The organism is Massilia eurypsychrophila, from assembly GCF_002760655.1.
Taxonomy (GTDB): Bacteria; Pseudomonadota; Gammaproteobacteria; order Burkholderiales; family Burkholderiaceae_D; genus JAFCUW01.
Map to the genome: position 1 here is coordinate 62541 of NZ_PDOC01000004.1, position 24708 is coordinate 87248.

Genomic DNA, 24708 nt, shown 5'->3' on the forward strand with positions numbered 1-24708 from the left:
GAGGCTATGGCGACGGTTGCCGCCGACTGTGCGCGAGCACCGCGTCAATCATCGCGTCCGGTTTGACCAGATCGTCCGCGATGACCAGGTCGGGAGTAAACAGCCGCGGCCGGCGCAGTCCTGAAGGTCGATCAAGCACGAACCGGGGACTGCTGACTACCAGCCCTGTCCGTGGCAACACAAACCGCAGGGTTCCGCCTGATTGGCGAGCGCGCACCGCACCGCCGGGTCCAACCACGGTGCCAAAGCCGAAATCCTGAACGGTGTTGGCAAACAATATCGCCGACGAATAGGTGGCATCGCCAGTCAGCACATACACGCGCCCGTCGAAATTGAGCGGCTCGGCAACGGCCGGCTCAACCCAGCCGGCAACCTCTCCGGCGACGATGTCGCCCGTGCGCTGCCCCGGCTCCGCGCGCCCTTCCAGCACGCGCTTGACATAGGTCGATGCCCAGCGAAAGCGCTTGGCCGCCACGTACCGCAGCACGCCGTCGATCCAGTAGTCGTCATTGCCGCCGCCGTTGAGCCGCACATCGATGATGAGCGTGTTCACACGCTCCTCCCTGATGCGGGCGAAGGCCTCTCGGGTGAACGCGACGAAGCGTTCTTTGTCGGGCCAGGCGAAAGACCCGAGCACCAGAACTGCAGCGTTGGGTGGGAGCAGGCGAGACTGGAACTGGCGCTCGAAGCTGGCGTCATCTTGCAGAACGACCGCTTCGCTGCGGGCCTGGGTCAGGCGCATCCCAGCGGCGGACCCGAGTTCTACCGTATAGCTTGCCGGTGCGCCGTACATTTTCCACAGCAAGAACCAGAACCGTTGTCCGAGCAGCCTTGCGCGAAACTGCAGCGTGTCGCCATGCACCCGTTCCATCAGTTCGGCGACCACGACTTTCGCATCGCGGCCATTGATGCGCGCGATACGCGAACCGGCGAGCAACGATTCCTGCCCGCCGAGCCAGGCGAGTATGCGCACGTTACCATCACTGTGGATTGATACTTCGAACGGGAAGAACCCGCCGCCCGATCGCAGGTGCGCCCGTGCTTCGCCACGCCAGTCGGCATAGCCGATCATGACATGGGCGTCGGCGAATGCCGGATTGAGGCGCGCCATCACCGACCACGCTTCGTCGCGCGTGAGATTGCTGGAAAGATCGTTGGAAATCGACCCTGTCGCCGCGTCCAGATCAAGTTCGAGCGCAGGATGCGTGCGTTCGATGAATGCCCGCGCCGCACGCAAGTCACCGCGCACATCATCGGGCGTGATCAGTATGCTGTCCGTAGCATGGCTTGCGGCGCAAAAGAAGATTAACAGCCCAATGGCGAAAAGTCGCATCGCGCCTCCGTTGAAAAATTAATGCCACATTTCAACATAGAAGCCCCTTCCGACACAAGCATTACGTTGAAAAAATTTGGTATCATTTCAACAGAACATTCACAGGCAGACTCCATGGACGCAAAAACGCGCGGCGAAATATCGGCGCCAGAAGACATCGCACTGCTTGCCTCGGGCGTGCGGCAGGAGCTGGTCGATACCTTGGCCGCAATGGGTGGTGAGGCCAGCGTTGGCGAGCTCGCCAATGAATTGGGCCGGCCGATGGACGGGCTGTACTACCACCTTGAATTGCTCCGCAAAGGCGGGATGGTGAAGGAGAACAAGCACCCCGACAGCGGGGAGCGGCGCTTCCGGCTCGCCGGTGCAAAGGGCGTTCCATTGCGCATGGTGTACAAGCCGAGCGTGCCAGGAGTGAGTGTGGCCCTGACCAAATTTTCCCAGCAATTACTGCACATTGCGGCGCAGGATTTTGCAGTTGCCCTGGCGCTCCCGGGCGTGCAAGTATCCGGGCCCCGTCGCCAATTGTGGATCTCCCGCAATAAGGGATGGGTGAGCAATGCGGACCTTGAAGAGGTCAACGCGCTCCTTCTAAGCCTGGGGCAACTCACCAGCCAGCCGCGTTCAAGCGAGCGCGGGCAGTTAGTCAGCCTGGCGTTTTCCCTTTCTCCGATACAGCCCAAGGCGAAGCGGCGCCAAGCCGATTGACCGCATTCATTGTCGGGCGAGGGCGGCACAGTCTGACACCGAAGAGTCTTACGCGAGCGCCATATTTTCCCCGTTTAAATTGACCAACGACATCTTGTGTCAGTTGGCGCACGGAACGTTTCCGTATGAAACCTTATGCTTGGGGTGACTGAACCATGCATGGCCAAGCTGCGCACAGAACGAACAATCATCGAACTGGTGAGTTCGGACCTTAGCCGATTACCCCGATTTCCCGACAATGAAACCATCTGATTCCGCTACCGCCGCCGCCAAGCCTGCCGAGGCGCCGGCTCCATCCAGCAAACGACGACGTCGGCCCCCTCCTCTGTCGCTCGCTGCATGGAAGCAGTTCGTCCGGGTGGCAAAACCGTACTGGCTCGAGGAAGGAGAAAGGAAGAAAGCCTGGGGCCTGCTGCTGTTGCTGATCGTGCTGATGCTGGTCGAGACCAAGTTCGCCGTCATGCTCAACAACCAGGCCGGCGAGATGACGTCTGCGCTGGCGGGCAAGGACGCCGACCGCTTCTGGAAGTCGGTGCGCGCCTGCCTGTTCGTGCTGGCGTTCGCCGTGCCGATCTACGCGTTCTACTACTACATGCGCGACATGTTCGCCAACCAATGGCGGCGCTGGCTCACCAGCCGCTTCCTCGATGGCTACCTGAATGGGCGCAAATATTACAAGCTCGGTGCCGAAGGCGAAATCGACAATCCGGACCAGCGCATCAGCGAAGACATCAACAGTTTTACCGGGCGCTCGATCCACTTCCTGCTCATTTTCCTCGGCTCGTTCATGCAGCTGATCGCCTTCAGCGCGGTGCTGTGGTCGATCTCGCACTTGCTGGTCGGCGTGCTGGCGGTGTACGCCCTGATGGGCACAGTGGTCGCTCTTTGGGTGTTCGGCAATCCGCTGATCCACTTGAACTTCGCCCAGTTGCGGCGCGAGGCCGATTTCCGCTTCAGCCTGATGCGCTTGCGCGAGAACGCAGAATCGATCGCCTTTTACCGCGGCGAGACGCAAGAGCGTGCGCATATCGACAGCAAGTTCGACAAGGTGATTGAAAACTTTGCCCGGTTGATCAAGAAGCAGCGCGCGCTCAACCTGTTCCAGCGCGCCTTCAGCCGACTCGACCTGGTGCTGCCGGTCGTGATCCTGGCCGACGCCGTCCTGTCGGGCCAGTTGGAAGTGGGACGCGCGATCGCCGCGGCCGGCGCATTTACTGCTGTGCTGTCGGCGGTCGGCGTCATCGTCGACAACTTCGAGAGCCTGAGCCGCTTTGTGGCGGGCATTGACCGCCTGCAGGCCTTGTCCAAGCTCGTGCTGCCCGATGTCGGCGCCGAGCCAGTTGCCGACGCCAAGCAGGCGGGCATCGAGCGGCGTGAAGGCGCGCAACTGTCGCTGCAATCGGTCACCGTCTATCCGCCCCAATCGGCGCGCGTGCTGATCAAGGAGCTGACACTCGAATTGAAGCCGGGCGACGCGCTGCTCATTACTGGCGACAGCGGCTGCGGCAAAAGCTCGCTTTTGCGGGCCATTGCGGGTCTGTGGAATAACGGTAGTGGCGTCATTCACCATCCGCCGCTGGCAGATTTGTTCTTTCTTCCGCAGCAGCCCTATCTGCAATCGGGCACGCTGCGCAGCCAGCTCATCTACCCGAGCGCGCAGTCAGACCTGAGCGACGAGCAACTTGCTGACATTCTGGAAAAGGTGCATCTGCCCCGGCTGGCCGAGCGCGTAGGCGGGCTGGACGCGGTGCACGACTGGGAGAAACTGTTGTCGGTCGGCGAGCAGCAGCGCCTGGCCTTCGGCCGCGTGCTGGTGCATGCGCCGAGCATCGTCATCCTCGACGAGGCGACGAGCGCGCTCGACAGTGGCAACGAAGCGTCGCTGTATGCGCTGCTGCGCGACAGCGGCACTACCCTGATCAGCATCGCGCACCGCTCCGCCGTGCTGCGTCACCATACCCACGTGCTGCGGTTGAAGGCCGAGGGCGCATGGGAGGTGCATGAGGCGAGCGGTTTTCAATTCGATGCGCCAGTTGTCCGCGTGACCAAAGCCGAATTCACCTCAACGCCGGTTCAGCAAGCGCGCGAGGTGGCGCCTGTAGCGTAGCGGAGTAGAGGGCAAACGTCCGCAGCCGGCCCGAAGCGGATGTTAGCTCAGGCAGCTTACTCAAGTGGTCGCGACCTGGTCAATGAGTATCCGACATCGGTAGAGCTGACAGGTGTACGCATCCAACCCTGCATAAAATAAAAGCGATCTGCTCTTGTGTTCGCGCCAGTAGTCAAATGGACACAGTCGTGACCAATCTCGAACAACCAGTCTACTGCTTGCTTGAGCAATGATTGACCAAGACCCTGCCCTTCATAGCCCGGGCATACGAAAAGCGCCCAAATAGATGCGTTCACTTTGTCTGCATAAGAAAAGGCGACAATCTCCCCATCATGTTCTGCAACCCAACCACGTCCGGTCTGCTCCAAAAACTCCTCGTACATTTCGTCGGTAACGCGCGCCGGGTCAGATAAGGCATTTTCCGTAACGGACAGCCTAATCCGTGACATGGCAGGAATGTCGGTGCGCACAGCGCGCCTGATGAATGGATCGTATTTTCGTTGCATTATGATTCAAATTTTTTATGGAAGACGTGCAGCGCGGACAGTGCGGAATGACTGCTGCTGGCTGCGGATTTCCTAGGCGAACAACGAAAAGCCCGGATATCCGGGCTTTTTCTGTACTGCTTGCGACTGCCTGAACGTCAGGCGGTGCCGCCGACCGTCACGCCGTCGATGCGCAAGGTCGGCTGGCCGACGCCGACCGGCACGCTCTGGCCTTCCTTGCCGCACACGCCGACGCCCGAATCGAGGCGCATGTCGTTGCCGATCATCGAAACGCGGTTGAGCACGTCAGGACCGTTGCCGATCAGGGTGGCGCCCTTGACCGGATAGGTGACCTTGCCGTTTTCGATCATGTACGCTTCGCTGGCCGAGAAGACGAACTTGCCGTTGGTGATGTCGACCTGGCCGCCGCCGAAATTGACCGCGTACAGGCCGTTCTTGACCGACGCCAGGATTTCTTCCGGGTCCTTGTCGCCGCCGAGCATGTAGGTATTGGTCATGCGCGGCATCGGCAGGTGGGCGAACGATTCGCGCCGCGCGTTACCGGTGACCGGCATCTTCATCAGGCGCGCGTTCATCGTGTCCTGGATGTAGCCTTTCAGGATGCCGTCCTCGATCAAGGTGGTGCACTGGGTCGGGTTGCCTTCGTCGTCGATGTTGAGCGAGCCGCGGCGATTTTGCAAGGTGCCGTCGTCGACCACGGTGACGCCCTTGGCCGCCACCCGTTCGCCGATGCGCCCGGAAAACGCCGACGAGCCCTTGCGGTTGAAGTCGCCCTCGAGGCCGTGGCCGATCGCCTCGTGCAGCAGCACGCCGGGCCAGCCAGGTCCGAGCACGATCGTCATCGGACCGGCCGGGGCCGGACGCGCGTCGAGGTTGACCACCGCGGCCTTGACCGCTTCGGTGGCGTATTGGTCGAGGATGGTGTCGTCGAAGTAGGCGTAGTTGTAGCGCCCGCCGCCGCCGGACGAGCCCATCTCGCGGCGCCCGTCCTGCTCGACGATGACGGTGACGGACACGCGCACCAGCGGGCGGATGTCGGCCGCCAGCACGCCGTCGCTGCGCACCACCAGCACCACGTCGTATTCGCCGGCCAGGCCAGCCATCACCTGCACCACGCGCGGATCCTTGGCGCGCGCCATCTTTTCGACGCGTTCGAGCAGCTTGACCTTGGCCGTGGCGTCGAGCGACTCGAGCGGGTCGTTGGGCAGGTACAGCGAGCGTCCGCCGACCGGCTGGGTGGCGGTGGCAATCTTGATCTTGCCGCTGCCGACCCGCGCGATGGTGCGCGTGGCGGCGGCAGCTTCGAGCAGCGCCGCTTCGGAGATTTCGTCGGAGTACGAGAACGCCGTCTTGTCGCCGGAAATGGCGCGCACGCCGACGCCCTGGTCGATCGAGAAGCTGCCGGTCTTGACGATGCCTTCTTCCAGGCTCCAGCCTTCGCTCTTGGTAAATTGGAAATACAGGTCCGCGTAGTCGACCTTGTGCGTAAACATCGTCCCGAGCGCCTTCAGCAGCTTCGCTTCGTCAAGGCCAAACGGCGTCAGCAATACGTCGCGCGCCACCGCCAGGGTCGTCAGGTTCGGTTCAAATGGAGTCATTGTGCAGGTCCTTCACTAGTGATGCAGGCATTGTGCCATAGTCAGCCTGTTCGCACCGCGTCATAGCCGGCGGTGCTTGAGGGCAGGCAAGCTTTCGCGCACGCTGGCGAGGAAGTCAGCGTCGAGCTCGCCGCTAATGACGCCCTCGCCCTCGGCCAGCTGCGCCTTGACCTCGCCCCACGGGTCGATCAGCATGCTGTGGCCGTAGGTGCGGCGCCCGTTCTGGTGGCGCCCGCCCTGGGCCGAGGCCAGCACGTAGCACTGGTTTTCGATGGCGCGCGCGCGCAGCAGCACTTCCCAGTGGGCAAGACCGGTGGTGTGGGTAAAGGCGGCCGGCACGACGATCAGCGCGCATTCGCCCATCGCCCGGTACAGCTCGGGAAAGCGCAGGTCGTAGCAGACAGACAAGCCGACGCGGCCGAACGGCGCCTCGAAAGTGCCGACCGCCGCGCCAGGCACGATGGTGCGCGACTCGTTGTACGATTCATCGCCCTTCTCGAAGCCGAACAGGTGCATCTTGTCGTAGCGCGCCGCCGGCTCGCCGTCCGGCTGGTACACCAGCGTGGTGTTCATCACCCTGGCGGCGTCGTTCGAGACGAGCGGCAAGGTGCCGCCGATCAGCCAGATGCCGTGCTCGCGCGCCGCGTCGGCCATGAACTGCTGGATCGGCCCGTCGCCGACCTGCTCGGCGTGCGCCACCTTGTCGGTGTCGCTCATGCCCATGATGGGCCAGTACTCGGGCAGGCTGACCAGGGTGGCGCCGCCGGCGGCCGCTTCGGCGACCAGGCGCCTGGCGCTGGCGATGTTTTCCGCCACGTCGGGCGTCGAGACCATCTGGATGGCTGCCACTGTCGTCATGCGCTACTCCTGTTGTGTGCTTACTTGTTGGTGGCCGTCGCCGGCAACGCGTTGCGGTCGAGCTTGGTAATGACCGGCGCCTTCCACGGCCCGGTGATCTGCATATGGTACGTCAGTGCCTTCATCATCGGTGCGCGCAGGAACAGTTGCGCCAGGAAGCTGCCGATGCCGACCACCGGGTTGACCGCCAGCGCATACACCAGCGGACCGGTGCCCAGATTAAATTCGGGAATGACGACCACGTGCAGGTTGGTCGATTCGTTGGCGATGTCGGCGGTGCCGTCCATCAGCACGGTGGCGGCGACGCCGTGCATTTTGAGGTTGTCGGTTTTGAGCACGCCGCGCGTGATGATGGCGTTGGCGCTGATGCCGTCGAACGCCAGCCCTTCCGAAAAGACGTCGTGGAAATCGAGCTTGAGCAGGCGCGGCAGCGCCTGCAGGCTCAGCACCCCCAGCAGCTTGGCCGCGCCCGGGTCCTGCTTGAGGAACTGGCCCGCTTCGACGTTCAGCTGGATCTGCCCGGACAGGCTCGGGATGTCGAGCGAATACGGCAGCCCCATCCAGGACAGGTCGCCCGACAGCTTGCCCTTGCCGCGCTTGAGCGTGTCGGGAAAGCCGAAGCGGTCCAGCAGGCGGCCGGCGTCGGCGATGTCGATGGTGAAATTGAGGTTGGTGTTGCTCTTGCCATCCTTGGTCAGCCACTTGCCGGTGGCCTTCAGGTCGCCATCCGGATTGGCCAGGCTCAGGCGATTGATGCGCCACTCGCGCCCGGCCAGCGCTTTCTCGTTGCTGGCCTGCAGGTCGAGCCGGCCCAGCTGCTTGTTGAACAACTCGAAGCGCTCGGCGACGATGTCGAGCGAGGGAATCGACGCCGTCGCGCTCTTGTTCTCCAGCAGGTCCTTGACGTCGGCGGCGGCCGATTCCGGAATGATCAACGACGACAGCCGCGCCGTCACCTTGCCCAGCCCCTGTCCGCTCGGCCCCTCGTTCCACGTCACGTAGCCGGACGCCTGGCGCGAATCGATGTTGGCCTGCCAGCTGCCCTTCTGGTGGGTGGCGCCGACCACCACATTGTCGAGCTTGCGGTCGGCCACGATCAGTTCGCCGGCGCGCGCTGCCATCACGTCGGGCACGACGTACTGGGCCAGGCCGGGCGCGGCCGGCGATGCCGCGCTCGAGTCCGCGGGCGCGGCGACGCTTGCAACGGCCGGGCCGGGCCCGGCGATCGCGCTGCCCAGCGCGATCCACTGGTCGACGTTGAGCGCCTTGGTATTGACGTTGACCATCAGCCCGCTGTCGGGCTCGGGGGCCGGCACGTTGATGCCGATGCCGCCGCGCACCACGCTCCAGGGTGCGCGGCCCTGGCGCTGGCGCTGGTAGCGCGCGGCGATGGCCGAGCCGAGCGAGACGCGGATCTCGTCGCGCGCCAGCCCGCTGTCGGTGACCGGACTGCCGGTCAGCACGAAGTGCAGCGGCATCGCGTCGGACGCGGCGGGCTTACTGGCCGGCGCCGGGAACGACAGGCCGAGCCCGGCCAGGGTCGAGTCGACCGTCACCTGCAGCTGGCGATCCTTGACCGCCACCGAACCGGTGTAGCGGGCGCCGCCGCTGAAGTGGCTGCCGAGGCGCTGCATCGCCGGCGCCGGCCACGTCTTGCGCATGCCTTCGGCGGTCATCGCGCCGGCCAGCTTGATCAGGATGCCGCCGCCGGGCTGGGTGCCGCCGGTCAGCGCCAGCGGCCCGCCCATGACGCTGGCGCCGACGCCGTTCAGGCTGACGCCGCGCTCGGTGAAATCGATCTTGCCGATCGCCGCCTGCAGCGGCGGCAAGTCGTCGAACAGCACCACGTCGTTGTTGATCAGCTGCAAGCTGCCCTGCACCTTGGTGTCGTGCAGGTGCGCCATCGGCATGCGCAGCTTGAGCGCCAGGCGGGCGTTGGCCGACGCTCTGGTGTCTTCGGTGAAGCGGCCGATCCAGTCGAGCACCGGGCTGGCGGCGACGTAGCGCAAAAATTCCTGCATCGGGCCGGCGGCGTTGCCGTCGATCTCGAGCTGCATGTCGTGCGAGGCCAGGTCCGGCACCACCGCCTTGACGGCCGACAGCGCCACGCCGCCGGTGGTGGCGCTGTCGGCCTTGATCTCCATCCGCGTGCGCTCGAACAGGATGGTGCCGTTGATTTTCTCGGCGAGCGGCCACAGCGGCGACTTGCCATCCTTGGCCGGATGGCCGGGCGTGTAGTTCAGCTTGCCGTTCTCGATGCGCCCGGCGACGCGGAACTCGCCGCGCGCGCGCTCGCCGGCAGTGTCGGCGCGAAACGGAAACTGCGCCAGCTCGCCGCGCAAGCGCACCGTCACGTCTTGCGCCACGCCGTCCTGCAGCGCGCCGGTCAGCCAGGCGCGCAGGTTCGGCCCGGTCTGCAGCGGCAGGTAGCGGTCGATCGTGTTGATCTGGAACCCGGTCAGCGTGCCGCTCAGGTCGGCCGTGCCGAGACCCTTGCCGGCTACCAGCGGCATCACGTGGCTGCCGGCCAGGGTGCCCTTCAGCGCGCCTTGCGAGAAACTCATCGAATCGAGCTGCAGTGCCAGCTGCTCGCCTTTCGGATACGACCAGCGCGCCTGCATCTTGAGTGCGTCGAACGGCATCGCCGGGTCGGCGAACCAGGTCGGCAGCTGCAGCACCAGCTGTTCGGCGTCGATGGCGATGCTGCCGCCCTTGTCGCTGGCGTCGATGGTGCCGCTCAGGTTGTCGAAGCCCGGAATGGCCGGCATGGCCGCGACCGCCTCGTCGGTGGCGGTCTTGGCGCGGGCCGGATGGGCCGGCTGCGCCTTCAGGCCGAGCTTGTCGAGCTTGCCCTTGACGCGGTAGGTGGCGATGGCCGGATAGCGCCCTTCCCATTCGGCGGAAAAATCGAGGATCTTGCCGCGCGGGGCGAAGTCGTCGAGCATCTGGCGCCGGTTCGCGCTGATCGGCAGCTGCTCGGCCAGCTCGGCCAGCATCGCCAGGTCGAGCGCGCGGGCGGAGACGACGAACTTTTCCGGCCGCCCGCCGCGCGCCGGCGTAAACGACTGGAACAAGGTGGTCGGCGGCAAGGTCAGGCCGTCTGCGGTCTGCACCGAAAAATTGTCCAGCGTGACGCTGTGGCCGTGGCTGCCGAAGGTCGGGGTGCCGTCTTCGACGCCGGCCGGGACCTGTTCGCGCGCCGACAGGCGACCGCTGACGCGTGCCAGGTCGAGCGGCGGCAAGTCCTTGCCGAGCCGGGCCTTGACGCCGGCCAGCGCGACATCGGCGGTAAAGCCGGCCAGCTTGGCCTGGTCGAGCGCGAGCCAGGCGCGCACCGATCCCTTGCCCTGGGTGAGCTCGAACGGGTAGTTGACATACGCCTTCCAGCCGGCCAGGTCGGTCTCGCGCAGGTCGGCGTACAGCTCGCCTTTCCACAGCTTGACGTCGGCGCGGTTGGCGGCAAAGCGCGGATGGGTGAAGTCGGCGCGCAGGTCGAACGGCTGCGCCAGCGACGCCGGCGGCGTGGCGTGCAGCGCGATGCGGTGGCGGTTCCAGGTGTTTTGCAGCAGCAGGTTGACGTTGGCCAGCGCCAGTTCGGGCGCCCCGCGCAGCTGGTCGGTCCAGCGCACCTGGCCTTCGCGGATGACGATCTGGCGCTGGCGCAGCGGCCAGTCATTCGGCGCGCCGCCGCCGGCGCCGTCGAACGACAGGCCGGCCACGGTCAGCTTGCCGCGCGCGTCGCGCCGCACGTCCAGGGTCGGACGGATGATGTCGAGCGTTTCGAAGCGCGCTTCGCCAGCCAGCAAGCTCCACCAGGCCAGGGTGGCCGACACGCTCGGCAACGTCAGCGCGGCGCGGCCCTGCGGGTCGCGCACGACGACGTCGCCAAGGAACAGGTTCGGCCGCAGCCCGTCCCAGGAGGCGTAGATGCGCTCGATCGATACCGGGTTGCCGAGCGCGCGGCTGGCTAGCCGCTCAATGTCGCCCTTGTAATAGTCAATATTTGGCAAGATGGCGTAGCGCACCATCAGGAACACGAACGCCAGCGTGAAATAGAACAGCAGCGCCAGCTTGACGGTGAAGCCGAGGATGTGGTGCGAGGCCAGGTTACAGATGCGATAAGCCGCACGGACCCGGCGCCAGCGCTCTGCCAGCGGCAGGTGTGGGGCGACGTCGGCGACTGGGGCGACGTCTGCGGTATCCGGGTTGTGCATCGTTAGACTAATATCTCGCTTGCGATTAATACAGCTGCGCGTGCAAACAACCGCGCGTTGATCAAACGGGTAAAACCGTCAACACGGACGACAGCGCTTGCGCCAACGCCGCCGCCCCTTTACCATCGTACCGACCGGGGAAGAATCGGGCGGCCCAATTTTACCGCATAGCAGCTTTCCCGAACTCCACTTTTCACTCTGCCGGACCATTCCATGCCCCCAACTTCGCAGGCCCTGTCGTCGCGCTTCTATCAACGCTGGCTCGACGCCGATCCGGGCCGCGCGGCGCGGGTCGAGGAACTGTCCCGATTATCGCTCGACCGGCTCGATCTTGGCGCGGCGCTGGCGCACGAGGCCGCGGCCGGCGGCGCGCAGCCGCTGCCGCTGCCGCGCGCGCTGCGGCGATTGCGCAACCTGCTGGTGGCGGCCATCATCCGCCGCGACCTCGACGGCCAGGCCGACCTGGCCGAAGTGGTGGCGGCGATGACGGCGCTGGCCGACTTTGCCATCGGCCGCGCCCAGGGCGCCGCGATGGACGAGCTGGTCGCGCTGCACGGCATGCCGACCGGCGCCGAATCGGGCCTGCCGCAGCAGATGATGGTGTTGGCCATGGGCAAGCAAGGCGGCGGCGAATTGAACGTGTCGTCCGACATCGACCTGATCTTCGTCTACCCGGAGGACGGCGACACGCAAGCGCAGGCCGGCCAGCGCGCGCTGTCGAACCACGAGTTTTTCGCGCGCCTGGGCAAGAAACTGATCGCCGCGCTGTCGGAAGTGATCGAGGACGGCTTCGTGTTCCGGGTCGACATGGCGCTGCGGCCGAACGGCGCCTCCGGGCCGCTGGTGGCGAGCCTGAACATGGTGGAGAACTACCTGATCGTGCAGGGCCGCGAATGGGAGCGCTACGCCTGGGTCAAGGCGCGCGCGGTGACGGGCGAGGCGCTCGACATCGCCGCGCTCGACGCCATCGTGCGCCCGTTCGTGTTTCGCCGCTACCTCGATTTTGGCGTCATCGACGCCATCCGCACGATGCACGGCCAGATCCGCGCCGAGGTCGACCGCCAGGAGCGGCTGCACCCGGACCGCAGCAACAACGTCAAGCTCGGGCGCGGCGGCATCCGCGAGATCGAATTTTTGGCGCAGGTGTTCCAGCTGATCCGCGGCGGGCGCGACGCCGCGCTGCGCGAACGCTCGACCCGCGCCACCTTGCGCGTGCTGGCCGAAAAGGAACTGCTGCCGGCCGACACCACCGAGCAGTTGCTGGCCTCCTACACGTTCTTGCGCAACCTCGAGCACCGTCTGCAATACCTCGACGATGCCCAGACCCACACCCTGCCGGCCAGCGACGTCGACCGCGCGGTGATCGCGCGCATGATGAACCTGCCGGGCGTGGACGCGCTGCTGGCCGAGCTGGCCGCGCACCGCGCCTTCGTCGCCGGCCAGTTCGATGCGATCTTCAGCGACAAGAGCGAGGGAGCGGGCGGCGGCGAAGACTGCGTCAACCCGAATTCGAGCGACGCCGCCGCCGACCTCGACAACCGCGCCGAGATCGAGGCACGGCTGGCCGCGCTCGGTTTTGACGGCGCCGCCGGCGCCGCCCAGCGGGTGATGGCGACCTGGCAGGCGCCGCGGCTGCAGGCGCTGCCCGAAGCGAGTCGCACGCGGCTGCTGGCGCTGCTCAATGCCGCGCTGCCGCTGATTGCGGGCGTCGTCACCGACGCGGGCGTTGGCAGCCACAGCGCGACGCTGGGGCGCCTGCTCGACTTTTTCGAGGCAATCGCGCGCCGCTCGGCCTACCTGTCGCTGCTGACCGAGTACCCGCACACGCTCGAGCGGGTGATCCGCATGATGAATGCAAGCGGCTGGGCAGCGACGTTCCTGGCGCAGCATCCGATCCTGCTCGACGAACTGCTCGACGACCGCCAGCGCGACGCCACCCCGGACTACCAGGCGCTGGCGGCCGAATTGCGCCAGCAGCTCGACGGCGCCGTCGGCGACACCGAGCGCCAGATGGACATCTTGCGCGAGACCCATCATGCCCAGCTGTTCCGGCTGCTGGCGCAGGACCTGGCCGGCGAGCTGACGGTCGAGCGGCTGGCCGACTACCTGTCGGCGCTGGCCGATCTGATCGTCGACGCCGCCATCCAGGCGGCATGGGAGACGATCGCCGCGCGCCACCGGCCAGTGCCGCAGTTCGCGGTGATCGCCTACGGCAAACTGGGCGGCAAGGAACTGGGCTACATTTCCGACCTCGACGTCATCTTCTTGTTCGACGACGACGACCAGGAGGCGCCGGGCAACTACGCCAAGCTGGCGCAGCGCTTCATTACGTGGATGACGGCGCATACCTCGGCCGGCAACTTGTTCGACATCGACACGGCGCTGCGCCCGGACGGCGCCTCCGGCATGCTGGTGTCGTCGGTGGCCGCGTTCGAGCGCTACCAGGACAGCTCGGCGTGGGTGTGGGAACACCAGGCGCTCACGCGCGCGCGCTTTTGCGCCGGCGACGCCGCCATCGGCGCGCGCTTCGCGGCGATCCGCGAGCAGGTGCTGCGCAAGGACCGCGACGCCCAGGCCGCTCAGCTGCGCGACGAAGTGCTGAAGATGCGCGCGCGCATGCACGAGGCCTCGCCGAGCCGCGACGGCCTGTTCGACCTGAAGCAGGAGGCCGGCGGCATGATCGACATCGAATTCATGGTGCAGTACCTGGTGCTGCGCCATGCGCACCAGTATCCGCAGCTGACGGCCAACACCGGCAACATCGCGCTGCTCAAGCTGTGCGGCGAGCTGGGGCTGATCGATGCGGCGCTGGCGGCGGCGGTCGGCGACGCCTACCGGGCGATGCGCAAGCTGCAGCACCAGGTGCGCCTGCAGGGGCAGGACAATGCGCGGGTCGAGCCGGCGCTGGTGGCGAAACACGCGGCGCAGGTGGTGATGCTGTGGAAGGCGATGTTCGGGCAGTGACGTCGAGCCATAGTTAGCTCGTCGTTCCCGCGACGACGGTCTTTGGGCTAACTCAGCGAACAACGGTAGAAGGATCGGCATCACGCGCTCCCCAGTTGGCTGACCACCAGCTGGCGCTTGCCGTTCGGCGCCAGCGGGATGTCGTCGGCTTCCTCGATGGCGATGTCGAACCAGCCGCCCCAGCGGCGCAGCTGGGCGTCGAGCACGAAGTGCTTCTGCTGCTCCGACAGGCGCCGGTAGCGCGCCACCACGCACAGCGTGATCGCGCCGGCGACCCGCTGGCGCACCTGGTACAGCCGCACGAAGTCCCAGGTCGCTTCGTCGATGACGATCGACAGGCCGGGGATGCTGGTGCCGTCGCGCGCGACCAGGAACTCCTGGCGGCGCCCGTCGATCGATGCGCATAGGCCGTCGGCGCCGATGGCGCCGAAGTCGTCGCTGCAATAGCGAATCAGCGGCATCACGTCGTTCCACAGCGAGGTGCCGACAATTTCGCTGCGCTCGCAGCCACGGCGGTTCTCGTGCAGCGCGTACAGCGGCTCGAAGCGGTATGGGCCGGTAACGCCGTCGCGGTGGCCGGCAAACGCCAGGCTGGTGCGCTCGGTCAGGCCGTAGCAGACCGATACCGGGCAGGCGAAGCGCGCGCCGATGGTGGCGAGCTGCTGGCGCGTGGCCGGCTCGGAGGCCAGCAGCACGGCGCGCAGCCGCAGATCGAGCGCGGCCGGATCGATCATCTCGGCCAGCGCCGCCGCCGAACTCGGATAGGCGTGGATGTAGCGCGGCCGGAAGCGCGCGATGGCGGCGACGATGTCGCCGCGGTGGCGTGGCGTCAGGTGGTAAGGCGAGAGCATCAGGCGGTTGCCGACCACCCGCACCGGTCCCTGGTGCGCCAGCCGGCGCGCGTCGGCGCCGATGCGCAAAATGCGCGCCTTGTCGGCGCTAAAACCGAACTGTCCCCATTCGTGGGCAAAAAAGGCTTTTTCGATGTCGGCCAGCCGCTTGCTGCGCCACAGGCCGATGCCCTGCCCCGACGAGCCGCCGCTGGTGGCGTAATGCAGGCGCCGGGTGCTGGCGCGCTCGTCGAGGAAGTCGTGCTGGCATGCCATCACCTGCGCCTTTTCCAGAAAGGGAAAGCGCTGCAGCAGCTCGCACGGCGGCTCGTGCGCCAGCTCGGCGGCGCTAAGGCGAACGCTGCGGCGGTAGAAAGGCACGTGCGCGGCCGCGCTGGCGAGCACGTGGCGCAGCCGCTGTTCGGCCGCGGCGCGGCGCCGCTGCGGATCGGCCGCCAGCAGCTTGCGCACGCGGAAGTAGTCCGGGTGGTACAGGCAGCGCGCCGGCACCCAAGCGCGACTGGCGTAGTAGCAACGCAGCAGGCGATCCTGGTAGCCCATGGCCTGCCCTTAACCGTTGATGGCGCGCCTGAATTCGTCGGCGCTGCCGGACAAGCCCAGCCTGGCCAGGGTGCGCGACTCGGCGCCGAAGTCGCGTCCGAGCAGGCCGCCGGCGAGGACGATCAGCGCTTCGGCCACCGGCGTGGCCACGCCCATCAGGCGGCCGATCGACGCCAGCAGCCCCAGCCCCATCGGCACGTCTTCGGTGATGAAGCGGGTCTGCATCGTCGCCGGCCCTTTCGGTCCGCCCTCGCGGGCGTAGCGGCGAAACACCTCCAGCGCCGGCACGGTCAGGTCAGGCTCGTTGCGGAAGCGGCATTCGTCGAAATACGGCGACGGCGTGCCACCGGTGGCGGCGATGACGGCGTTTTTTTCGGCATCGAGCCGGGCCAGCAGCTTGAGCACCGACGGCGTGAACGCCTCGCGGTACATCCAGAACTCGCCCTGGGAGAACTCGATGCGACTGGCCGACAGCAAGGTGCCCAGCGTATGCACCACCAGGTTCGGGTTGTGCATTGCCGATTCGACCAGGTTGGTGCGCACGGCAACGTAAGTGGGGAAGAAGCGGGCCGCCAGCGCCAGACCTTCGGCGCTGCGCGCGCGCGGCAGGAACGCCAGCGCATTGCGGGTGTTGCGGTACAGGATGTTGACGACGCCGGGCGCCGTCAGGCGAGCGTCGTACGGCAGGCTCTCACCTTCGGCCAGCAGGAACGGCACCTGCGCCCGGTACGGCAGGAAGTAGCAGGCGCCGAGGTAACCGGGCGCCAGCAAGACCAGCTGGTGCGGCTGCAGCCACGGGCCGATCAGGCGGGCGACGTCGGCGTGGCAGCTGGTCTGGGTGGTGACCATGACCAGGTCGGGCGCGACGCCGAACGCGGCGGCGACGTCGCGCGTGGCCAGCGCCAGCTGCGCGCTGCTGCGCTCGCCGCCGTCGGGGTTGCTGACGAGGTCGAGCCGGCCAGTGTCGGCGATGTGGGCAAAATTTTCGTCGTGCAGCGCGGTCGATGTTTTCAGCAACGCGACCCGGTGGCCGTCTTGCGCCAGCACCGCGGCCAATGCGCAGCCCGCGTTTCCCGCCCCTACCATCAGCACATTCATGGCGCGCCCCCCGTGGATGTCAGCTTGCGTCCTTGATGACCCAACATAACAGCCGTGGTGCGCCCGCGCTTGCGCACACTCAGCGCGGCGGACGGAACTCGCGCCAATGGCATGCACGGCAACGTGGACGAAAAAAAACCGCCGGGTTTGCGCCGCGCGGTTTTTCAAGATGCGGCAGCCGTCAGGCCGCCGCTGCGTTCAGGGATTACTTGAACGTGTAGTTTGCGCTGACACGGAAGTAACGACCGGTGGCGCTATGGAGCTGCGAGTTGTAGCCGGCAGATGCGTAGCGTGGATCGTACGGCGCCTTGGTGTCGAGCAGGTTACGGATGTTCAGGCTCAGCACCAGGTTCTTGATACCCGAGTACGAGTAGTTCATGCCGACCTGGGTGAAGGCATCAACCTGGCAAGTACCGTTCGCAGCGTCGCTAAAGCGCGGCAGGCCGCCCAGCTGGTAAGCGCCGCTTGGTTGGCCGACGCCGTAGTGGCAATATGGCACAGCGTAGGTCACGGCATCGTCGGTACGACGCAGCAGCGACACTGCCGACACGAAGTCGACCGAACCGGTCAGCGAGTGAACGCCGCGGGTCCAGTTGGTGCTCCATGCAGCGCGGTGGCGAGGAATATCGCCGACGCTGGTGGCCCAGTCCGAAATGCCGCCGTTGGTGCCGACTGCATTGTTTTCCTTCTCACCTGGACGCTCTGCGCGGCGATAGCTGATGGCGTATTCCCAGGTCAGCTTGCTGCTCAGGTTGCCCATTTCGCCGAGCGACTTGCGCATTGCCACTTCAAAGGCCAGACCGGAAACTTCGGTGCTGCCCTGGTTGACGTAGGCGCGGTTCACGGCCGAGATCGGGCCTGAATCAGCAATGATCTTGCCGGAGGCGTCGACCAGTTGAACTGCCGGGTTCTGGTCACGGATGACGCGGCCTGGGAACTTGGCAGGGTTGTCGATGACGAACTGCGCGGAGAGCAAAGCGGTTTCTTTCTCTTTGCGGATCTTGTAGTAGTCGATCAGGATGTCGACGTTCTTCGTTGGCGTCAGGATCAGGCCCATCGAATAGCTCTTCGACGTTTCCGACTCGAGGCCCGGGGTACCAGCCGACAGGCTCGAGATCGAGCGGCTGCAGTCAGCTTGCTCGGCGCCGGACACAGGCGTGACGCCGTTCGGGCAGCGGACCGAGTCGGTGATGGTGCTGAACGACTGCACGCCACCTGGCGAGACCTGGATCAGCGCTGGTGCGCGGAAGCCGCGGGCGAAGGTACCGCGCACGGTTGCCATCGGGCTCACTTCCCACTTGGCGCCGACCTTCGGCACGAAGCTGTTTTCGTCAGGGTACTGGTCGAAGCGACCGGCAAAGTCCATCTCGAACGACTTGGTGAACGGGGTGCGCACTTCGGCGAAGGCCGATTTGACTACACGCTTACCGTCAATTGCCGAGTTGGCCAGGCCGATGATCTGGCCGGTGCGGGTCAGCTCGTCCGGGCTCAAGACGATCTTCTCTTCGCGCACTTCGGCACCGAATGCCAGGCCGATATCGCCGCCAGCGAGCTTGCCGATCGTGGTCGATGCCTTGGCGTCGAACTGGATGACCTGGGCTGCGCCCTTGTTGATAACGTCCTTGGTTGCCGTCGGATCAGCCAGCGTGGCTGCCAGCGTGCGGTTTTCCGTCATGATGCGCATCAGCGTCGGCTTGTATTGCATGCCGAAGGTCGTCTCGGTACGCTCGCTGCGGTTATACAACGCGGCCGCTTCCCAGTCCCAGGTGCCGACGGTGCCTTTCAGGCCGGTCAGGGCGCGAACACCCTCATTGACGTTGTCCGAACCGCCCTTCGACGCGTAGCGCAGGCCGACGGCCGCGCGCGAGGTCGGGAACGGATTGTCCGGGTGGCCGACTGGCAAGATGAGCTGGAAGTCGGAAGCGCTGCCGAGCGCGAACACGGTGCTTGGCGACAGACTCTGCACCGTGCGTGGCACGCCGAGGTAGTCGCGCTGCGAACGGCTGTAGCTGAACTCGGAGAACGAGGTCATGTTCGGGGTCAGCTGGAACGTCACGCGCGACAGCACGTTGGCGTCCTTGGCGGCGCCTTGAGCTTCGGCGAAATCGTTGGTGTCGAAGTTACAGAAGGTGCGATCGACCAGGGTCGAGGTCGGCAACAGGTTGTGGGCAGCGACGCTGCCCACCAGCTTTTGCGTGTTCGCAGGGCAGTTGGTGCGGTTGATGACGTCGGCGCGCAGGGCGTACGAGTTGGCGAAGTTACGCGCGCCAGCGGTGCGCTCGCGGTAGAAGAACGGCTCCGAGGTCAGCTGGTTGGTGTACGGATTGAGGCGGTTGTTGACAGCAGCCAGGCGCGCCAGGTTGATGTCCTTGACTTCCTTGATCGTGGTCACGCCGCGCTGCGACACGTCGGCGCTGATGAAGACGTTGTAGCGGTCTTTGTCGAGGTCGCCGAAGCCGGCGGTGACGTTGGCGGTCTTGCGGTTGAATTCGTTGTTGTCGTTGCCGCTGTACGAACCGCCGAGCTTGAGGCCCTGGTAGTCGTTCTTGGTGATGAAGTTGATGACGCCGGCGATCGCGTCCGAGCCGTAGACGGCCGATGCGCCGTCCTTGAAGATTTCAATGCGTTCGATCGACGAGACAGGAATCGTGTTCAGGTCATACACGGCCGACTTGCCCTGGTTCGGATCGGCATAGGCGGACGCGGTCATGCGGCGGCCGTTGAGCAGGATCAGGGTCGAGGACGAACCGAGGCCACGCAGCGATGCGGTGGCCGAGCCCTTGGCGAAGCCGCCGTCGACGGTGTCGATGTTCGAGCCCGAACCGAAGGCCGGGATCGAGTGCAGCAGGTCAGCTACGGTGTTCGCGCCGGTGTCGGCGATTTGCCTGGCGGTTACCACTTCGACTGGCGAAGTGCCTTCCTTGTCGGCGCGCTTGATGTTCGAACCGGTGACAATCACCTTGATCGGCTCTTGAGCCGCTTGCTGCGCCATCACGACGTGCGAAGACGCCAGGGTAAGGGCGACTGCGATGACGCTGCGTTTAATTGTGAACTGCGATTTCAAAGTAATTCCCCTGTCTGTAAGTTCTGATAGTTTTTCCTGTCGCCGCACTGCGTTATGTACTGTGCATGCGTGCAACAGAGCGAGATTCGCATAAATCTCAGTAGCAAGTAAAGGCGCGCGGCTTGCTTTCAGTAAGTTTATGCAAAGTGTGTTGTTTTTCACCGAATAAATGTCCGTTTGGCATATGCATAAAAACAGGCGAAAAAAAACCCGAGCGCCCGGCTCGGGTTTTACGCTGCGGCAATTCGCCGCGGCGGCGTCGGTACGACATAGTTACTTGGCGTTCATCAGCGCGACGGTCGTGTCGAGCATGCGGTTCGAAAAACCCCACTCGTTATCGTACCAAGAGGAAACTTTTACCAGGCGGCCGGAGACCTTGGTCAGCGTCGAATCAAAATTCGACGACGCCGGATTGTGGTTGAAGTCGATCGACACGAGCGGCTCGGTCTGGTACGTCAGGATGCCTTGCAGCGGGCCCGACGCGGCGGCCTGTTCCATCAGCGCATTGACTTCTTCGACCGTGGTGTCGCGCTTGGCGATGAAGGTCAGGTCGACCAGCGAGACGTTGATGGTCGGCACGCGGATGGCGAAGCCGTCCAGCTTGCCGTTCAGTTCAGGCAGCACCAGGCCGACCGCGGCGGCAGCGCCGGTCTTGGTCGGGATCATGCTCATCGTGGCCGAGCGGGCGCGGCGCAGGTCTTCGTGCATCACGTCCGACAGCACCTGGTCGTTGGTGTAGGCGTGCACGGTTGTCATCAGGCCGGTTTCGAGGCCGATGGCGTCGTTGAGCGGCTTGACCAGCGGGGCCAGGCAGTTGGTGGTGCAGGACGCGTTCGAGATGACCGTGTCGGTGCTCTTGAGCACGTCCTGGTTGACACCGAACACGATGGTGGCGTCGACGTCCTTGCCGCCCGGCGCCGAAATGATGACCTTCTTGGCGCCGCCCTTCAGGTGGGCCGACGCTTTTTCCTTGGTGGTGAAAAAGCCGGTGCATTCGAGGACGACGTCCACGCCCAACTCGCCCCACGGGATTTCGGCCGGGTTGCGCTGGGCGAACACGCGGATCGAATCGCCGTTGACGATCATGTTGTCACCTTCGACGGTCACGGTGCCGGGAAACTTGCCGTGCGCCGTATCGTAGCGGGTCAAGTGGGCGTTCGACTTGGCGTCGCCCAGGTCGTTGATGGCGACGATCTGGATGTCCTGTTTCTTGCCGCCTTCATAGAACGCGCGCAACACATTGCGGCCTATGCGGCCATAACCGTTGATTGCAACTTTGATCGTCATTCTCTGCTCCTGATAAGTAAAAAACCTTTTTTATGCGGCGCCGGCGGGGACCGCCGGCACCGCTCCCTGTTCATGCAAGCTGCGTATTTATGCTGCGATGACCAGCTTGACCTTGGCGACCACGTTGTCGACGGTAAAGCCGAAATGCTTGAACAGCTCCGGCGCCGGGGCCGACTCGCCGAAGGTGTCGATGCCGACCACGGCGCCTTCGAGACCGACATATTTATACCAAAAATCGGTCACGCCGGCCTCAATAGCAACACGCGGCGTGCCGCGCGTCAAGACGCTGGCCTTGTAGGCCGAGTCCTGGCGGTCGAACACGTCGGTCGACGGCATCGATACCACGCGCGCCGGCACGCCCTGCTCCTTCAGCGCCGCGGCCGCCTTGACGGCCAGCTCGACTTCGGAGCCGGTGGCGATCAGGATCACCTTGGCACCTGGCGCGTCCTGCAGCACGTAGCCGCCACGGGCGATGTCGGCGATCTGCTGCGCGTCGCGCTGCTGGTACGGCAGGTTCTGGCGCGAGAAGATCAGCGTCGACGGGCCGTCGGCGCGGCGCACCGCGGCGCCCCAGGCGGCCATTGTCTCGACGGTGTCGCACGGGCGCCAGTTGTCCAGGTTCGGGATCAGGCGCAGCGACGACACGTGCTCGACCGACTGGTGGGTCGGGCCGTCTTCGCCCAGGCCAATCGAATCGTGGGTGAAGACGAAGATCGAACGCAGCTTCATCAGCGCGGCCATGCGCAGCGCATTGCGGCTGTAGTCGGAGAACGTCAGGAAGGTGGCACCGAACGGGATGAAGCCGCCGTGCAGGGCGATGCCGTTCATGATCGCGCTCATGCCGAACTCGCGCACGCCGTAGTTGATGTGGTTGCCCGGCTTGCCGGAGCGCAGCGCGACGCATTCTTTCCAGTTGGTCAGGTTCGAGCCGGTCAGGTCGGCCGAGCCGCCGAGGAACTCAGGCAGCACCGGCGCCAGCGCCTGGATCGCGTTCTGGCTCGCCTTGCGGGTGGCAATCGTTTCCTGCTTGTCGACGCAGGCGGCAATCGCCGCGGCCAGGGTGGCGTCGAAGTTGGCCGGCAGCTCGCCGCTCATGCGGCGCTCGAGTTCGGCCGCTTCTTGCGGGAACGCGGCGCGGTAAGCGTCGAAGCCGACATTCCATTGCGCCTCGAGCGCGGCGCCTTTTTCCTTGGCGTCCCAGGCGGTGTAGACAGCGGCCGGGATGTCGAACGGCACAGCATCCCACAGCAGGTGGGTACGCACGGCGGCTACTTCGGCGTCGCCCAGCGCGGCGCCGTGCACCTTGTCGCCGCCTTCCAGGTTCGGCGCACCCTTGCCGATGATGGTCTTGCAGCAGATCAGGGTCGGCTTGTCGGACTTGCGCGCCTGCACCAGCGCGGCGTCGACCGCCGCGACGCTGTGGCCGTCGACGTCCGGTATCACGTTCCAGCCGTAGGAGGCGAAGCGCTGCGGCGTGTCGTCGGTAAACCAGCCTTCGACCTTGCCGTCGATCGAGATGCCGTTGTCGTCGTACAGCGCGATCAGCTTGTTCAGGCCAAGCGTGCCGGCCAGCGAGCACACTTCGTGCGAGATGCCTTCCATCAGGCAGCCGTCGCCGAGGAAGGCGTAGGTGTAGTGGTCGACGACCTGATGGCCAGGCTTGTTGAATTCGGCCGCCAGCAAGTACTCCGACAAGGCCATGCCGACCGCGTTGGCGATACCCTGGCCGAGCGGGCCGGTGGTGGTCTCGACGCCGGGCGTGATGTCGACTTCCGGGTGGCCCGGAGTCTTCGAATGGAGCTGACGGAAACTCTTGATGTCGTCGATCGTCACGGCGTAGCCGGTCAGGTGCAGCAGCGAATAATGCAGCATCGAGCCGTGCCCGTTCGACAGCAGGAAGCGGTCGCGGTTGACCCACTTTGGATTGGCCGGGTTGTGGCGGTAGTGACCGTCCCACAACGCCACCGCGATGTCGGCCATGCCCATCGGCATGCCCGGGTGGCCGGAATTAGCTTTCTGGACGGCGTCCATTGCCAAAGCGCGGATTGCGTTGGCCATCAGAGTAGTGGTTTGCATAGGTTTCATCGATCGAATTGTTGAAGTCGTAAGAATGGGGATGCGAAGGCGGGGCATGGATAACTGAGCCAACTATTTTACCAGACCGGGAGGTGCCGAATTAAAATGCGCTAGTTTTCTCAGCTCTTCAACAGGACTTTCATGCCGCGTTTTTATTGCCCCCAGCCGCTGGCGGCCGGCCACACCGTCGCCCTGCCCGACCCGGTGGCGCACCACGCCTGGGTGGTGCGGCTGCAGCCGGGCGCCGCGCTGACCTTGTTCAACGGCGACGGCGGCGAATACCTGGCCGAACTGGCCACCCTGGACAAAAAAGGCGCCAGCGCGCGCATCGTCGCCTTCATCGACCAGGAGCGCGAACTGCCGTACCGGATCACCTTGGCGCAGGCGCTGCCGGAAGCGTCGAAGATGGACTGGATCATCGAGAAAGCGGTCGAACTTGGCGTGTCGGCGGTGCAGCCGCTGGCGGCGCAGCGCTGCGTGGTGCGCCTGACGGGCGAGCGGGCCGAGAAGAAATCCAGTCACTGGCAGGGCGTGATCGTGTCGGCATCCGAGCAAAGCGGGCGCAACCGGCTGGCCAGCCTGGGCGAGCTGTGCCAGTTCGAGCAGTGGATAGGGCGCGCCGACATGGCCAGTTGTTTGTTGCTGACGCCGCGCAGCACGCAGTCGCTGGCCAACTGGTCGCGCATGGCGGCGCCGCGGGCGATCAGCCTGCTGATCGGCCCCGAGGGCGGCTACACGCAACAGGAAGAAGATGCGGCAATTGCGCGCGGCGCCATCGCCGTGTCGATGGGGCCGCGGATTTTGCGTACCGAGACGGCCGCATTGGCCGCGCTGGCGACGATCTCGGCGACGTGGGGCGGAATGTAGCTTGCTGGCGCATCGATATTGACGCGAATATCGCCAAGCGCCTCAACGTGCCTGACCGGCGCTCAAATACAACGCGCCCGGTCCGCAATCGCCTGCGATCGGTCAATGCGCGACCCAAATGCATCATCAGGTCAAAATCGAACTGCATTTTTATTCGATGACCCGCATTGGGGCAAAAGGTGCCGAATAATCTTTGCCGCCTTCAGGAGCGGCTTTTCGATCGTCGCCAACAACGCCGCCCAGCAAATCCGAATTCCCCGATTGGCGTACGTAAAGGTCAGTTTAGACGACGAAGCGCGCGTTTTGGCAACGCACCGAAACCGCGCGCGCGCGAGTGGCGACGCACCCTTGAGGGGCGCGGAAATCGTTTGACGCGCCGATAAGAACGCCGGGGCGTAAACACATTCGTAATAGGTGTGGTTATTACGCCACCACCGTTAGATCTTAACGTTGACACCATGCTGCCGGGAATGTTCTTATGCTCCTCTAACTTTTCTTTGCCGAAAAGATTACCGGAGCAAAGCTAATCAACAATCTAGCTATTTGTACCTGGCTGTTTGTCGTTCGCATTGCTCCGATTTTAAAAAATCAATTAAATCTGGGAGAATTATGTTGCATACTGCGAAACAAACGTCACGAG

At 64.9% G+C, this 24708-nt stretch carries 14 protein-coding genes; 4 read left to right on the forward strand and 10 right to left on the reverse strand.

Going from position 1 to position 24708, the window contains the following annotated elements; translation table 11 throughout:
* Nucleotides 1-4: 4 nt before the first annotated feature.
* Complete coding sequence (locus tag CR105_RS08325; RefSeq protein ID WP_099787986.1) at nucleotides 5-1333, reverse strand: S41 family peptidase; 1329 nt, start codon at nucleotides 1331-1333, stop codon at nucleotides 5-7.
* A gap of 21 nt (nucleotides 1334-1354) precedes the next feature.
* Between CR105_RS08325 and CR105_RS08330 the strand changes: the two genes are divergently transcribed.
* Nucleotides 1355-2038 (forward strand): winged helix-turn-helix domain-containing protein, encoded by a 684-nt coding sequence (locus CR105_RS08330; protein WP_229413754.1) that lies wholly within the window; start codon nucleotides 1355-1357, stop codon nucleotides 2036-2038.
* A gap of 238 nt (nucleotides 2039-2276) precedes the next feature.
* Nucleotides 2277-4145: an ABC transporter ATP-binding protein/permease gene (locus CR105_RS08335; protein ID WP_099787988.1), complete on the forward strand. Its 1869-nt coding sequence runs from the start codon at nucleotides 2277-2279 to the stop codon at nucleotides 4143-4145.
* A gap of 56 nt (nucleotides 4146-4201) precedes the next feature.
* Here the strand turns inward: CR105_RS08335 and CR105_RS08340 are convergent, their stop codons facing one another.
* From CR105_RS08340 to CR105_RS08355, 4 genes are all read right to left on the reverse strand, one after another.
* Nucleotides 4202-4651 carry a GNAT family N-acetyltransferase gene (locus CR105_RS08340; RefSeq protein ID WP_229413755.1) on the reverse strand — a complete coding sequence of 150 codons (450 nt, stop codon included), beginning with the start codon at nucleotides 4649-4651 and terminating at the stop codon, nucleotides 4202-4204.
* 137 nt (nucleotides 4652-4788) lie between these two features.
* Entirely contained in the window at nucleotides 4789-6249 is a 1461-nt protein-coding gene (gene tldD / locus CR105_RS08345; protein ID WP_099787989.1) for a metalloprotease TldD, read from the reverse strand.
* 60 nt (nucleotides 6250-6309) lie between these two features.
* The gene (locus CR105_RS08350) at nucleotides 6310-7107 is read right to left on the reverse strand and encodes a carbon-nitrogen hydrolase family protein (RefSeq protein WP_099787990.1); all 798 of its coding nucleotides are present in this window, start codon (nucleotides 7105-7107) and stop codon (nucleotides 6310-6312) included.
* Nucleotides 7108-7127: 20 nt separating this feature from the next.
* Nucleotides 7128-11321 carry a YhdP family protein gene (locus CR105_RS08355; protein ID WP_099787991.1) on the reverse strand — a complete coding sequence of 1398 codons (4194 nt, stop codon included), beginning with the start codon at nucleotides 11319-11321 and terminating at the stop codon, nucleotides 7128-7130.
* 213 nt (nucleotides 11322-11534) lie between these two features.
* On the opposite strand from CR105_RS08355, the gene glnE reads away from it, so the two are divergent.
* Nucleotides 11535-14285: a bifunctional [glutamate--ammonia ligase]-adenylyl-L-tyrosine phosphorylase/[glutamate--ammonia-ligase] adenylyltransferase gene (glnE, locus tag CR105_RS08360; protein WP_099787992.1), complete on the forward strand. Its 2751-nt coding sequence runs from the start codon at nucleotides 11535-11537 to the stop codon at nucleotides 14283-14285.
* Nucleotides 14286-14365: 80 nt separating this feature from the next.
* Here the strand turns inward: glnE and CR105_RS08365 are convergent, their stop codons facing one another.
* The 5 genes from CR105_RS08365 to tkt all read right to left on the reverse strand — a co-directional run bounded on the left by CR105_RS08365 (nucleotide 14366) and on the right by tkt (nucleotide 23258).
* Nucleotides 14366-15676: a phenylacetate--CoA ligase family protein gene (locus CR105_RS08365; protein WP_099787993.1), complete on the reverse strand. Its 1311-nt coding sequence runs from the start codon at nucleotides 15674-15676 to the stop codon at nucleotides 14366-14368.
* A gap of 9 nt (nucleotides 15677-15685) precedes the next feature.
* Complete coding sequence (locus tag CR105_RS08370; RefSeq protein WP_099787994.1) at nucleotides 15686-16774, reverse strand: NAD/NADP octopine/nopaline dehydrogenase family protein; 1089 nt, start codon at nucleotides 16772-16774, stop codon at nucleotides 15686-15688.
* A gap of 205 nt (nucleotides 16775-16979) precedes the next feature.
* On the reverse strand, nucleotides 16980-19838 hold the full coding sequence (locus CR105_RS08375) for a TonB-dependent receptor plug domain-containing protein (RefSeq protein ID WP_099787995.1): 2859 nt from the start codon (nucleotides 19836-19838) through the stop codon (nucleotides 16980-16982).
* Nucleotides 19839-20111: 273 nt separating this feature from the next.
* Entirely contained in the window at nucleotides 20112-21125 is a 1014-nt protein-coding gene (gene gap, locus CR105_RS08380) for a type I glyceraldehyde-3-phosphate dehydrogenase (protein ID WP_099787996.1), read from the reverse strand.
* Nucleotides 21126-21212: 87 nt separating this feature from the next.
* Nucleotides 21213-23258 (reverse strand): transketolase, encoded by a 2046-nt coding sequence (gene tkt, locus CR105_RS08385; protein WP_131021661.1) that lies wholly within the window; start codon nucleotides 23256-23258, stop codon nucleotides 21213-21215.
* An 84-nt stretch (nucleotides 23259-23342) separates the two neighbouring features.
* On the opposite strand from tkt, the gene CR105_RS08390 reads away from it, so the two are divergent.
* Nucleotides 23343-24068, forward strand: a complete 726-nt coding sequence (locus CR105_RS08390; RefSeq protein ID WP_099787998.1) for a 16S rRNA (uracil(1498)-N(3))-methyltransferase — start codon at nucleotides 23343-23345, stop codon at nucleotides 24066-24068.
* Nucleotides 24069-24708 lie beyond the last annotated feature (640 nt).